Consider the following 11,966-nt stretch of genomic DNA (forward strand, 5'->3'; position numbering starts at 1 on the left):
GGCCCTCATTCGCAACTTCATCCAGACCAGGGCGCCTGGCGAGCTGGGTGAGTGGCGGGAGCTGTGACCCCGCCTCGATCACCAATCAAGACACCGTCTAAGAGGTCCTAACAGAAGCTGTTGATCATGTGACTGTCGGCTTGGTTGCTCGTTGGTCTGGTCGTGGGAAAGAGGGAGTCGCGTCCGTGGATTTTCTCGGACGAACTGTGGTCGCTGATCGAGCCGTTGCTGCCCAAGCCGGGTCCCGAAGCTGGTCGAGGGCAGGCCGCGGGTCCCGGACCGGCAGGCCTTGTGCGGGATCCTGTTCGTGCTGCACACCGGCATCCAGTGGGAGTACCTGCCGCAGGAGCTGGGCTTTGGTTCGGGGATGACGTGCTGGCGGCGCCTGGCCGCATGGAACGAGGCCGTCGTCTGGGACGAACTGCACCTGGTACTGCTGAAGAAGCTGCGGGCGGCGAAGAAGCTCGACTGGTCGCGGGCGGTGATCGACTCCTCTCACGTCCGGGCGGCCCGCAGAGGCCCAAAAGCGGTCCCAGCCCGGTCGACCGCGCACGTCCGGGCAGCAAGCATCACGTCCTCACCGACGGCCAGGGCATCCCGCTCGCGGTGTCGCTGACCGGCGGCAACCGCAACGACGTCACCCAACTGCTGCCCCTGCTCGACAAGGTCCCGGCAGTCGCCGGTGTCGTCGGCCGCCCACGCCGGCGCCCTGATGCCCTGCTCGCTGACCGGGGCTACGACCACGACAAGTACCGGGCGCCTTGTCCGGGCGCGAGGCATCACCCCAGTGATCGCCGAACGAGGCCAGGAACACGGCTCTGGCCTGGGCGTCTTCCGTTGGGTGGTCGAGCGGACAATCGCCTGGCTGCACGGCTTCCGCCGCCTGCGGATCCGCTGGGAACGACGCGACGACATCCACGAAGCCTTCCTCGGCCTCGCCACCTGCCTGATCACTCACCGCCACGTCCAACGCCTTTGTTAGGACCCCTAAGGGCGTCCCGTCGCGCCGTGCCCCACTCCCACATGCTGCGCACCACTGGTTCCAGCGCCCGTCCCTGGCTGGTCAGAATGTAGCGGACGCGTGGAGGCCAGCCCGGGGTGCGGTGACGCTCGATGACGCCCGCCCTGTTCAACTGGGCCAGCCGGTCCGAGAGGACCTTGTCCGAGAGCGCGGGCAGGGCGGCGGACAGTTCGGAGTATGTGGCCTCGCCGCGGCGTAGGAACTCGCGGACCACCAGCGGCGTCCACCGACCACCCAGCGCGGCGAGGGTGATGTCAACAGGGCATCGTGGTTCGTGGCCGGGCGGAACGAGGGCGCTGTCCGGGCAGTCCGCCAGCGGGCCGTCCTGATCACCCTTCGGTGCGTGTCCAACGGTTTGGTGAGTCACGAAGGCCCCTCCTAACGTCCGTCGAGAACACCCCGCCAACTTGCCTCCAGGGGGCCTTGTGCGCATCCACCACCTCAACTGCGGTTCTCTCCGGAAGATTCCACTACTCGGCGAAGAACTTCCGGCCGGCGCCGTGAACCGTGAACGGGCCGTTGTCTGCCATTGCCTGCTCATCGAGACGGACTCGGACGGGCTGGTCCTGGTCGACACCGGTCTCGGCATTGCCGATCTACAGCATCCTGACCGGTCGCTGGGTGCGGCCTGGGTGGCCTACGCCCAGCCCGATCTGAACCCTGAGCAGAGCGCGCTGCGCCAAGTCGTCCGCCTCGGGTACGCGCCCCAGGACGTGCGGCACATCGTGCTCACCCACCTGCATCGCGACCACACGGGAGGACTCCCGGACTTCCCTCACGCACAGGTGCATGTCCACCCCGACGAGTACCGGGCCGTCACCGACCCTACGGCAGCGCACCACCCGCACAGCCTCGACCGCTTCATGCCTGCACACCGGGCACACGACCCGCTGCTCACACCCGCACCCATGGCGGACCGCACAGAGTGGTTCGGCTTCTCCGGCGTGGCGCGGCCACAGGGGCTGGCATGCGAGCTCCTGCTCGTTCCACTGCCTGGCCACTCGGCGGGACACTCGGGTGTCGCCGTGCGCGACGGCGACGGACGGTGGCTGCTGCATGCGGGCGACGCGTACATGTATCACGGCGAACTCGAGCACACGCCGCCCCTTTCTCATCCCGCCCTCGAGCCGGTCCAGCAGGGAGCGCAGACTGACGTCGCAGCTCGTCACGCGACCCGCGACCGACTGCGCTCTCTCCGACGCGACCACGCGGATGAGATCACCGTCTTCAGCGCACACGACCCATGGGAGCTGACCCGCTTCACCGCCTCTCCCCCGTACAGGCCGGGTCGGCCCTTCTCCGGTTGACCGACCGGTGACCGGCGGGCTCGGAGGTCTCAGAGGGCGTTGAGTCCGTTTCTGGTAGCGGCCTCGTCCGGGTTGGGTGAGGAAGCCTTGTCGGGTGAGGCGTCCGAGGCGGCTACGTGTGACGTTCAGGGCCGGGTCGTCGGTGGGCATGCCGAGGAGTTCGTGTAGTTCGCGGACTCGGAATGCCTGGGGGTGCTGGTTGAAGGCGTTCAGGAGGGTCTGGTAGGCGGTGGTCGTCTCGGGTGGAGCCGGTGCGTTCCCGGGCGGTGCGAGTTCGGCAATGACCTTCCGAGTGGTGTTGAGGTCCGCAAGGCGCGCTTCGGTCTCGGTGAGGGTGGCGGTGAGGCGCTCGATCTGGTCCCATACTTCGCTCGCCCGGGTGGTGGCCGCGTCGTGGCGGGATTGGAGGTCGCTGAGGAGTTCGGGCTTCGCCCCGAAAAACGCGGAAGACCTGTGCCGAGCCCGGTACCGGACAGGTCACTTGCATCACCGGACCCGACTTTGGCCCCGCAAACAGCACCGTCATGTGGCTGCCAGGAGGATGGCGGTGTAGTGCGCGGTGAAGGCGGCGATGGTCAGGGCGTGGAAGACCTCGTGGAAGCCAAACCAGGCCGGTGAGGGGTCGGGGCGCTTGAGTGCGTAGACGACGGCTCCGGCGGTGTAGAGCAGACTGCCGGCGACGACGAGTACGACGACCGCGGTGCCCCCGGTACGCGCGAAGTCGGGCAGATTAAAGACAGCCACCCAGCCCAGCGCGATGTAGCACGGGGTGTACAACCAGCGGGGAGCGCCGATCCACAGGACGCGGAAGGCGATGCCGGCCAGCGCGCCCGCCCACACCACGGCCAGCAGCACCCGCTGCTGTCCCGTGGGCAGCAGCAGTACCGCCAGCGGGGTGTAGGTGCCGGCGATGATCAGGAAAATGTTCGCTGATCCAGCCGCCGCAGGACCGCCTCCCCGCGCGGGCCCCACGTTCCGCGGTGGTAGACCGCGCTGGTACCGAACAGCAGGCAGGCCGACACCGCGTACACCGAGCACGCCGCCACCGCCGCAACCGAGCGCGAAACGGCGATCAGTACGATCCCGCCGACCAGCGCCAGGGGGAACACGCCGGCGTGCAGCCAGCCACGCATCCGCGGCTTCAGCGCAGCCGCCGCGCGCTGCACCCCGTCTTCCAGGCCGGCGGCTATCTTCCCGCCAGTCAGCCGGCCGGTTGCACCGGCAGGCGCATCTGCCGCCGGGGTGCGTAGGGCGTCGGGCGCCTGGGGCTCCCGACCGCGTGCCGGCGGCTGAGGGTCTTCGGCGATCATGCGCTCATTCTTTGAATCGGCGGAGGAATTGCGGTCCGGCGCGTCGCCGTGGAGTGCGGATCAGACGCCGGCCGTGTGTCGGGCTGCGGCGCGGCGGTACTCGGCGTCAAGGCGCCGGGCTTCCTCGAGCTGGTCTTCGAGGATGATGATGCGGCAGGCGGCCTCAATGGGGGTGCCCTGGTCGACGAGTTCGCGGGCGCGGGCGGCGATGCGCAGCTGGTAGCGGGAGTAGCGGCGGTGTCCGCCTGCGGAGCGCAGCGGCGTGATGAGGCGGGCGTCGCCGATGGCGCGGAGGAAGCCCTGGGTGGTGCCAAGCAGCTCGGCGGCCCGTCCCATGGTGTAGGCGGGGTAGTCGTCGTCGTCGAGACGCCCGAAGGAATCGTCTGCTGTCATCTGACCTCTCTGTAAACGCGTGGAGGGGAACGCGTGGAGGGCCCTGGCGCCGTGCGGCGCCAGGGCCCGAAGGAACTGCTTCACCATCTGCCGGCCCTGTTACTGGGCCGGCCTTCTGTCACCGCATACCCGACCGAAATGCTGCCGGGAATGCTGGGATCGCGGTTGCTCGACCGGAGACCACCTCACTATCGATGTCCTGCGGTACCCGGACTCAAGACTTCCGCCCGGGCGATCCTGATGGCGTCCAATTCCTCCGTTCATTCCCTCATTGCTCCCGTCCTCGCCGTCGGCGACGGCGCCCTCGGCTTCTGGAATGCGCTTCACGAGGTCTTCCCCGAAACCCGTCACCAAAGGTGTTGGGTTCACAAGACGGCCAACGTCCTCGACTGCCTGCCCAAGTCGGCCCAGCCCGCGGCGAAGAAGGCCATCCAGGACATCTACAACGCCCAGGACAAGGAGCACGCGGCCAGGGCGGTCAAGGGGTTCGAGAAGCAGTACAGGGCGAAGTTCCCCAAGGCCGTCAAGAAGATCACGGATGATGAGGCCGAGCTGCTGGCCTTCTACGACTTCCCCGCCGAACACTGGATCCATCTGCGGACCACGAACCCGATCGAGTCGACCTTCGCGACCGTGCGGTTGCGGACGAAGGTCACCAAGGGAGCCGGCTCCCGCGCGGCCGCCCTGGCGATGGTGTTCAAGCTCGTCGAGTCCGCCCAGGCACGATGGCGGGCCGTCAACGCACCACACCTCGTCGCCCTGGTGAGGGCCGGAGCCCGCTTCGAACGCGGCGAGCTCCTCGAACGCCCCGAGACGCTCGCGGCATAAGGTCAGCCACCATGACCGACCACAACACCTACGGCACCAGCACACACACCGCGAGTGAACTGGTCCGCCTCGTCACCGGCCACCTCGATGTGGTCTTCACCGAGCGCGAAAGTGACTACCGGGGCGTCTACCACCTCGCCCAGGGCACTTAGACGCCATTTCAGTTGGCGTGATCTTGCGGCAGTCTGGGGTGATGACTGCTGCGCTTGGTCGAGCGGATGGCGCTGGAAGACCTGTGGACGTTGTTCCAGCGGGTGGTGCCGCCGGCACCGGTCCGCCCTCAGGGTGGAGGGCACCGGCGGCGAGGGGACCGCGAGGTGCTGGCTGCCATCATCTTCGTGGCCACCTCAGGCTGCACCTGGAACCAACTGCCACCAGGCTTCGGGCTGTCGGGCGTGACGGCCTTCCGCCGGTTCACCGAGTGGACCGAGGCCAGGGTGTGGGCCAAGCTTCACCGCCTGGTCCTGGATGAACTCGGTGCCCGAGGTGAGCTGGACTGGTCGCGGTGCGCGATCGACTCGGTCAGCGTCCGGGCCCTCAAAGGGGGCAGCTGACGGGACCGAATCCGACCGACCGTGGCAAGAAGGGATCGAAAATCCATCTCATCGTCGACCGCCAGGGCCTGCCTCTGTCGATCGGCATCTCCGCCGCCAACCTCCACGACAGCCAGGCACTCATCCCACTGGTCCGTGGCATCCCACCCATCCGCTCACGTCGCGGCCCGCGACGCCGGCGGCCCGCCAAGCTGCACGGCGACAAGGGATACGACTACCGCCACCTGCGGCGATGGCTCGCTTCCCGCGGTATCCGGCACCGCCTTGCCCGCAAGGGCATCGAGTCGTCCCGGCGGCTGGGCCGGCACCGCTGGGTGGTGGAGCGGACCGTGTCCTGGCTGTCCGGCTGCCGCCGCCTGCACCGCCGCTACGAGCGCAAGCCGGAACACTTCCTTGCCTTCACAGCCATCGCCGCGACCCTCATATGTCACCGCCGACTGGCCAAGTGAAATGACATCTAAGTCCCGGGCCTCGTGCAGGCGGCCTGAGCAACAGAACCAGATTCAGGCCGGTAGGGAGGAATAGTCAAGACCTGTGGATCTAGTGCCCCCGAGCCGTCGTTCCGTCGCGAGGGAGCGGCCAACGTGCCAGGACAAATCACATCAAGCCGTAACTCGCGTGGGCCGGTATCGCTGGGCTACCGCCCCCGACCGGAATTCATGGCGGTCCACGAGCTCGAGCTGGATGCGCTCGCGCAGACCGGCGAGCAACGTCGGCCCGTGTCCGGCAAGGACCGGCTGAACAAGGAACTCGTACTCGTCGATCAGTCCCAGATCTGCCAACGCCAGGGGGAGCGTTACGCCACCCACCCACAGGCCCTCGCCTGACTCCTGCTTGAGCCGCTGAACCGCTTGCTCCAAGTCGCCTCGCACCAGGTCGGCATTCCAATCGACCCCGCTCAGCGTGCTCGACACGACGTACTTCTTCGCCCGGTCGATGGTCTCGGCGAACGGGATCTGCCACTCATCCATCCAGTCAGGCCACGTGCCCGTGGCCGGCTTCCGCCACGCCGACTCCATCATCTTGTAGGTCACTCGGCCGAAGAGCAGGGCATCGGCTCGCTCCATCTCAGCGGTCCAGTAGCGCATCGACTCCTCGTCCGGGGGGAGCCCTGCCTCGTGATGGCAGCAGCCGTCGAGCGTGACGTTGATCGAGTATCGAAGTGGTCTCATCCCGTTGCATCTCCCTTGAGGCGCGCCCAGCGTTCACCGGACAGTACTCAGACGACTGTCGGCGCCATTTCTCATCGGCGCCCCGATCGCACCTACTTTGACGCCGTCGTGATGCGAACCAGAACGTGCTGTGGCCACCAGATATGACAAGCTCTCGGTCCGCTACGAGGCCACCGTGCTGGTCGCGGCCATCAACGAGTGGTTGTAAAGCACCACCACACCGCTTGCCTACAGTGTGATCCAGTAGCGGCGCTTGATGCCCTCGTCGGTGGTGCGGACGTCCTCCAGAACGCCGCCATTGCGCTCGATGGTGCGCGCCGATGCGACATTGTCGTCGTCGCATGTGATGAGGACACGGCCCAGACCGAGCGCACGGGCTTCGGGGAGAACAGCCCCGAGAGCCCACGTGGCCAGGCCGCGCCTTCGGGCGGAGGGCCGGATGCTATATCCGATGTGCCCGCCGCTATGGAGCAGAAAAGCGTTCAGACGGTGCCGCAGATTGATGGCTCCCAGATAGCTGTCGTCCTCGACGATCCACCAGTGGGTGGCGTGGACCCACCCATCTCCCAGGGCAACTGACCTGTCCGACTGCTGCTGCAGTTGCTCTACCCACGCCGAGAAGACGGCGGGGTCGTCGAGGTCAGCCTCAGGCATGAGGCCCAAGCCAGTACCGGCTTGGTGAGCGCCTGGAGACCACTCGTCACGCGCCGCGAGCCATGAGGGCTGAAGTCGACCGGTGGGTGGGATCAGTTCAGGCATGCGGGCGACGATAACACTCGCATACCCCATGTGATTAGGCTTTTTGTGCTGGCTCGTGGCCCGCGACCGCATCACACCCGATGGCGCATGATCCTCCACAATCAAGATCTACTTTCGATACACGGCCTAGGCAGTTTCGTTTGGATCACCGGGCGGACCAGAGGAAAATGCCCGCGATGTGGAGTCCGGCCAGGTAGATGGTGGCGGTCTTCTCGTAGCGGGTGGCGATGCCACGCCACTGCTTGAGGCGGTTGATGCACCGCTCGACGGTGTTGCGCTGCTTGTATGTCTCACGGTCGAAGGCCGGTGGCCTGCCGCCCCGGCTGCCCCGACGTAGCCGGTGCGCGCGCTGGTCAGCAGGAACAGGGATCACTGCTCGGATGCCGCGCTTGCGCAAGTGCTCGCGGATCGCGCGGGAGGAGTACGCCTTGTCGGCCAGGACCAGGTCCGGCCTGGTGCGAGGCCGTCCTCGCCGACGGGGAACGCACAGGCGGGCCATGACGTCGGTGAAGGCGGGTGCGTCACCCGCCTGGCCTGCGGTGAGAATGAACGCCAGAGGCCGGCAGCGGGCATCGGCCGCGAGGTGGATCTTCGTGGTCAGCCCGCCGCGGGAGCGGCCGATGGCATGGTCGTCGGGTTCGCCGGCCGGGTCCCCTTTTTGCGGGCCCCGGCCGCGTGCTGGTGAGCCCGCACGATCGTTGAGTCCACCGAGACGGCCCAGTTGAGGTCCTCGTCCGCGTCGGCCTGGGCCACCAGAGCGGTGAACACCCGCTCCCAAGTGCCGTTGACAGCCCACATCCGCAGCCGGTTGTAGACGCCCCGCCAGTTGCCGTACTTCTCCGGCAGGTGGACCCACTGCGTGCCGGTCTGGAACTTGTAGGCGATTGCGTCGATCACCTCGCGATGGTCCCGCCAGCGGCTACCCCGCTTCGGCGTCCGGTCCGGGAGTAAGGGCTCAATCCGCGCCCACTGCGCATCAGTCAATGGCACACCCGGACCAACGACCAACTGATCCAAACGAAACTGCTTAGCGGTGGCTCCGTGACTCCTCGGTGGCCTCAGGAGTTCCAGCCGCTCCCTCGACGGCCTCCGATGAAGGCGGAAAGGCGTCGCGCAGGCGTTGCAGGGCCGCGGTCACGACTGCACGGACGTCCGCCTCGCGCAACGGGGCGGAGAACAGCGCCGAACTGAACGAGAAGCCCTCGACCAGGGCGAACAGCAGGAGCGCCTCACGGTGGAGCGCCTCCTCGTCGACCGAGCGGTCGGCCAGCGCATCGCGCAGCAACGAGAGGAACACCTCCGCGCCCGCGAGGGACGTAGCCGCGACGTCGGCCGCGAGCTCCGCGTCCGTGCGCGCCAGGACACGGTATTCGACGAGAGCGATGTTCTCCCGGCGCTCCTGCTCAGTGGTCGGAGCGGCGAATGCGATCACATCCACGATCCGTGCGACCGGGTCGTCGGACATCGTCTCGGCGCGGCGCGCGGCGCGCTGCATGAGGACGCCCAGTGTGAAGCGCATGACCTCGCGGACGGTGTCGCCGAAGTAGTGCCGGATGCTCCCGATGGCCAGGCCGGTGCGTGCGGAGATCCGGGCGAGGGTCACCGAGCGGATCCCGTGCGCGGCGATCTCCTCGATCACGGCGTCGGCGACCTGCTCTCGGCGGATATCCGGGTTGGCTCTTTTGGACATGACCCCATCCTAGTCGTTTTTAGCACGCCCGTGCTACTTTATTAGCACGGGCATGCTAGAAGGGTGTCGTGGCGGTGCTCTGCCCGGCCACGACCCCGGACAGGGGAGACATGAACGACCGGCACGATCCCTGGACCCGTGCGGCGCGGGAGGATCCTTACGGCTTCGACGGGCTCAAAGGCCTCGACGGCGATGCGGGGGCGTGGTCGAAGCCCGCCCCGGAGCCGGGCGCGCCATTGCCACCGTTCCGCCCCTCTCTCTCACTGCAGCGCACACGGTTCGCGATTAGCCTTCCCGATGCGTCGACGGCAACGGTCGATGTCGATCACCTGTCGGGCCGGGCCTCGCTCTACCGGGACGACCGGCACGTGCAGACCTCCGACATGCCGGTCCGGTTCCCGCTCGGACCGGACCGCATCGAGGTCGCCGCGAGCAGGTACGGCATGCGGCGGATCCACCTGATCAGCTCGGACGGCAGCCAGCGGCGTCTCGATCCCGCGCCGGGGACGCCCGAGCACTGGCGCGCCCAGCTCTCCCGCCGGCACCCCGGAGTCGGGCGCGCCCTCGCCGCCTGCGCCGTCATCGTGCTGATGACGAATCTGCTGCTCCTCGCCCCGCAGCTGCTCGACCTCGTCACCCACCAGCCACTCTGGGCTGATCGATTCCCCCCGTTCCTCTCGCACATCGACCTGCCGGCATGGGCGAACACGGTTCTCACCATCACGGCCGGCCTCGCAGGGATCGAACGAGCCCTCACCTTCCGCCATCACCGGCTCCTGGACGCCGAGACCGACGGGATCGAGAGCTGACACCCCGCACCGACCGGTCACTTGCCCGCGCTATCGGGTACCTCAGCGCCCCGACCGAGAAGAGTCCGTCAACCACCGCCGCGCCCTTGCGCACGACCGCGGCTCGACACAGGAGAAACGCATGCGCTCAGACCCTCGATCCCGATACCGCCAAACCGTGCTCGGCGCGGCCGCTACGACTTTCCTCCTCCTGCTCGCCGGATGCGCGCCCGCCGCTCCTCCACCGGGCTCCGGCGCGGACCCGGACCTCGGCGTCTACCTTGAGCAAGAGCTCAACTGGGTCGGGTGCAAGGACACCGCGACGAGCAAGGCGGACGCCGAGCTGTTCGCGAACCCGGCGCTCCAGTGCGCCTCGGTCGAGGTCCCGCTCGACTACGACAAGCCGGAGGGCAAGAAGGCGCACATCGCGCTCACGCGCCTCCCCGCTGCGGGCGACGCCGAGGGCTCACTGCTGCTCAACCCGGGCGGACCCGGAGGATCCGGCACCAGCTTCGTCGCGTCCACCCTGCCACAGTGGCAGGTGAGTCCCGTCGCCGAGCGCTTCGACATCGTCGGCTTCGATCCTCGCGGGGTCGGGTCGTCGACTCCGGCCCTCGACTGCTACACCGACGAGAAGTACGACGCAGGCGACGCAACCCGGTTCGGCGCGGTGCACGACATCACGAGCACCAAGGAGGCGACCGAACTCGCAGAGCGCTGCGCGGACGGCTCTGGCGGCATCGCGAACCTCGTGAACGCCGGGTCCACCAACGTCGTGCGCGACATGGACATCATGCGACAGGTACTCGGTGACGACCAGCTGACCTACCTCGGCTACAGCTACGGCTCCGAGCTCGGAGCCATGTACGCCGCGACCTACCCCGAAAAGGTCCGCGCGATCGTGCTGGACGGAGCCGTCTCGCCGGATCTGACGGCGAGCGAGTTCCGCCTCTCCTCCTTCACCGGACTGCAGGCACGGTTCGACGACCTCGCCGCACTCTGCGCAGAATCGCCCGACTGCGTTCTCGGCCCCGACCCCGCGGCTGCGAACGACCGCCTGCACGAGATCGTCCAGCCGCTCGTCGAGACACCAGCACCGACCACCGGCGGCCGGGACCTGAGCGTCTGGGACGTCTACCTCGGCATCAGCGGCGGACTGTACTCCGAAGCGAAATGGCCCAACGTCATCTCCGCCCTGACCGCGCTCCAAGCGGGCAACGCCGCCGAGATGCTCGCCCTGCGCGACGCCTTCTACGCCCGCACAGCGGACGGCGCCTACGGCCACGACTTCGACACGAACATCGCTGTGCGCTGCATGGACTCACCCCGTCCGACGCCGGAGGAACAGACCGCGCTCGCACGCAAGATCGGGGAGGCCGCCCCGATGTTCGACATCGACGTGTTCACGGCAGGCACTTACCACAGCGAATGCGAGGCGTGGCCGGCGCCGCCGACACGCGACGAGCCCTGGCTCTCCGATGTCGAAGGCATCCCCGAGACGCTCGTCGTATCGGTCACCGGCGATCCTGCGACGCCGCACGAGGGCGGCATCGCGATGGCGAAAGCCCTCGGCGGAAGCCTGCTCACAGTCGACGGCAAGCAGCACGGCGCCTACCTCCTCGGCGACAGCAAGTGCGTCGACGACGCGGTCAACAAATACCTCCTCGACCTCGTAACCCCGCCCACCGACACCCGTTGCAGCCTGTGACACGCTCGACTCCGGCGTAGCTGCCCCGGCCGGTGCTGGTGACTCGCGGGCCTGACCTGACAGGCCTCACGCGTGGTGAACACCCGCTCCCATGTGCCGTCGACGGCCCACATCCGCAGCCGGTTGTAGACGCCTCGCCAGTTCCCGTACTTCCCGGAAGGTGGACCCACTGCGTTCCGCTCTGGAACTTGAAGGCGATGGTGTCGATCACCTCACGATGCTCCCGCCACCGGCCACCCCTCTTCGGGGTCCGGTCCGGGAGTAACGGCTCGATCCGCGCCCACTGCGTGTCGGTCAACTGCACACCTGGACCAACCATCGGCTGATCCAAACGAAACTGCCTAGAGGTTGTCCCGTAACCGGTGTGGCGGTTGGTGCGTTGGCTGGGCATGGGTGGGGTGATCTCAGCGGATGATCCGAAGTGGATCGAGCCGTT

Annotated in this window: 12 protein-coding genes and 3 pseudogenes; 7 read left to right on the top strand and 8 right to left on the bottom strand. The window is 67.6% G+C overall.

Features of this window, described 5'->3' with window-relative positions:
- The first annotated feature begins 162 nt into the window (after nucleotides 1–162).
- A pseudogene (locus IO24_RS44060) lies at nucleotides 163–982 on the top strand (IS5 family transposase).
- On the opposite strand, the gene IO24_RS44065 reads toward IO24_RS44060, so the two are convergent.
- Nucleotides 951–1,610: a winged helix-turn-helix transcriptional regulator gene (locus IO24_RS44065; RefSeq protein ID WP_338055628.1), complete on the bottom strand. Its 660-nt coding sequence runs from the start codon at nucleotides 1,608–1,610 to the stop codon at nucleotides 951–953. The pseudogene IO24_RS44060 and the gene IO24_RS44065 overlap by 32 nt on opposite strands.
- On the opposite strand from IO24_RS44065, the gene IO24_RS0139390 reads away from it, so the two are divergent.
- Entirely contained in the window at nucleotides 1,522–2,328 is an 807-nt protein-coding gene (locus IO24_RS0139390) for an MBL fold metallo-hydrolase (RefSeq protein ID WP_234335424.1), read from the top strand. The genes IO24_RS44065 and IO24_RS0139390 overlap by 89 nt on opposite strands.
- Before the next feature lie 522 nt (nucleotides 2,329–2,850).
- Here the strand turns inward: IO24_RS0139390 and trhA are convergent.
- Both trhA and IO24_RS0139400 read right to left on the bottom strand, forming a co-directional pair.
- Nucleotides 2,851–3,638 (bottom strand): annotated as a pseudogene (trhA, locus tag IO24_RS41625) (PAQR family membrane homeostasis protein TrhA).
- A gap of 60 nt (nucleotides 3,639–3,698) precedes the next feature.
- Complete coding sequence (locus tag IO24_RS0139400; RefSeq protein WP_031144590.1) at nucleotides 3,699–4,031, bottom strand: helix-turn-helix domain-containing protein; 333 nt, start codon at nucleotides 4,029–4,031, stop codon at nucleotides 3,699–3,701.
- Nucleotides 4,032–4,298: 267 nt separating this feature from the next.
- Here IO24_RS0139400 and IO24_RS0139405 point away from each other — a divergent pair.
- The 3 genes and pseudogenes from IO24_RS0139405 to IO24_RS44965 all read left to right on the top strand — a co-directional run.
- Nucleotides 4,299–4,859: pseudogene (locus tag IO24_RS0139405) on the top strand (IS256 family transposase); the annotation flags it as partial.
- A gap of 11 nt (nucleotides 4,860–4,870) precedes the next feature.
- Nucleotides 4,871–5,011 carry a hypothetical protein gene (locus tag IO24_RS45470; protein WP_157851350.1) on the top strand — a complete coding sequence of 47 codons (141 nt, stop codon included), beginning with the start codon at nucleotides 4,871–4,873 and terminating at the stop codon, nucleotides 5,009–5,011.
- Between the two features lie 66 nt (nucleotides 5,012–5,077).
- Nucleotides 5,078–5,862, top strand: a protein-coding gene (locus IO24_RS44965) for an IS5 family transposase (protein WP_420823258.1) whose coding sequence is annotated in 2 segments (ribosomal slippage) — nucleotides 5,078–5,408 and nucleotides 5,408–5,862 — 786 coding nt in all. Because the reading frame shifts where the segments join, the coding sequence is not laid out codon by codon here.
- Nucleotides 5,863–6,015: 153 nt separating this feature from the next.
- On the opposite strand, the gene IO24_RS0139425 is transcribed toward IO24_RS44965, so the two are convergent.
- The 4 genes from IO24_RS0139425 to IO24_RS0139445 form a co-directional block, all read right to left on the bottom strand.
- Nucleotides 6,016–6,585 carry a dihydrofolate reductase family protein gene (locus IO24_RS0139425; RefSeq protein WP_031144600.1) on the bottom strand — a complete coding sequence of 190 codons (570 nt, stop codon included), beginning with the start codon at nucleotides 6,583–6,585 and terminating at the stop codon, nucleotides 6,016–6,018.
- Nucleotides 6,586–6,813: 228 nt separating this feature from the next.
- Nucleotides 6,814–7,344 carry a GNAT family N-acetyltransferase gene (locus tag IO24_RS0139430; RefSeq protein ID WP_031144602.1) on the bottom strand — a complete coding sequence of 177 codons (531 nt, stop codon included), beginning with the start codon at nucleotides 7,342–7,344 and terminating at the stop codon, nucleotides 6,814–6,816.
- A 145-nt stretch (nucleotides 7,345–7,489) separates the two neighbouring features.
- A protein-coding gene (locus IO24_RS44075) for an IS5 family transposase (protein WP_420823259.1) occupies nucleotides 7,490–8,352 on the bottom strand; the annotation gives its coding sequence in 2 pieces (ribosomal slippage) (nucleotides 7,490–7,992 and nucleotides 7,992–8,352; 864 coding nt in all).
- Between the two features lie 19 nt (nucleotides 8,353–8,371).
- Nucleotides 8,372–9,034: a TetR/AcrR family transcriptional regulator gene (locus IO24_RS0139445; protein ID WP_031144608.1), complete on the bottom strand. Its 663-nt coding sequence runs from the start codon at nucleotides 9,032–9,034 to the stop codon at nucleotides 8,372–8,374.
- A gap of 110 nt (nucleotides 9,035–9,144) precedes the next feature.
- On the opposite strand from IO24_RS0139445, the gene IO24_RS45475 reads away from it, so the two are divergent.
- Entirely contained in the window at nucleotides 9,145–9,843 is a 699-nt protein-coding gene (locus IO24_RS45475) for a hypothetical protein (RefSeq protein ID WP_157851351.1), read from the top strand.
- 121 nt (nucleotides 9,844–9,964) lie between these two features.
- The gene (locus tag IO24_RS0139455; RefSeq protein ID WP_031144612.1) at nucleotides 9,965–11,530 is read left to right on the top strand and encodes an alpha/beta hydrolase; all 1,566 of its coding nucleotides are present in this window, start codon (nucleotides 9,965–9,967) and stop codon (nucleotides 11,528–11,530) included.
- Here IO24_RS0139455 and IO24_RS47800 read toward each other — a convergent pair.
- On the bottom strand, nucleotides 11,472–11,921 hold the full coding sequence (locus IO24_RS47800; RefSeq protein ID WP_078899596.1) for a transposase: 450 nt from the start codon (nucleotides 11,919–11,921) through the stop codon (nucleotides 11,472–11,474). The two genes, IO24_RS0139455 and IO24_RS47800, sit on opposite strands and share 59 nt — an antisense overlap.
- Nucleotides 11,922–11,966: the final 45 nt, after the last annotated feature.

This window comes from Streptomyces flavovariabilis (assembly GCF_000725785.1).
Lineage (GTDB): Bacteria > Actinomycetota > Actinomycetes > Streptomycetales > Streptomycetaceae > Streptomyces > Streptomyces hawaiiensis.

Bases quoted from the DNA above. Each gene is read 5' to 3' on its own strand.
- IO24_RS45475 (WP_157851351.1), top strand. From the start codon at position 9,145: ATGAACGACCGGCACGATCCCTGGACCCGTGCGGCGCGGGAGGATCCT.
- IO24_RS47800 (WP_078899596.1), bottom strand. From the start codon at position 11,921: ATGCCCAGCCAACGCACCAACCGCCACACCGGTTACGGGACAACCTCT.
- IO24_RS0139445 (WP_031144608.1), bottom strand. From the start codon at position 9,034: ATGTCCAAAAGAGCCAACCCGGATATCCGCCGAGAGCAGGTCGCCGAC.
- IO24_RS0139455 (WP_031144612.1), top strand. From the start codon at position 9,965: ATGCGCTCAGACCCTCGATCCCGATACCGCCAAACCGTGCTCGGCGCG.
- IO24_RS0139425 (WP_031144600.1), bottom strand. From the start codon at position 6,585: ATGAGACCACTTCGATACTCGATCAACGTCACGCTCGACGGCTGCTGC.
- IO24_RS45470 (WP_157851350.1), top strand. From the start codon at position 4,871: ATGACCGACCACAACACCTACGGCACCAGCACACACACCGCGAGTGAA.
- IO24_RS44065 (WP_338055628.1), bottom strand. From the start codon at position 1,610: ATGCCGAGACCGGTGTCGACCAGGACCAGCCCGTCCGAGTCCGTCTCG.
- IO24_RS0139400 (WP_031144590.1), bottom strand. From the start codon at position 4,031: ATGACAGCAGACGATTCCTTCGGGCGTCTCGACGACGACGACTACCCC.
- IO24_RS0139430 (WP_031144602.1), bottom strand. From the start codon at position 7,344: ATGCCTGAACTGATCCCACCCACCGGTCGACTTCAGCCCTCATGGCTC.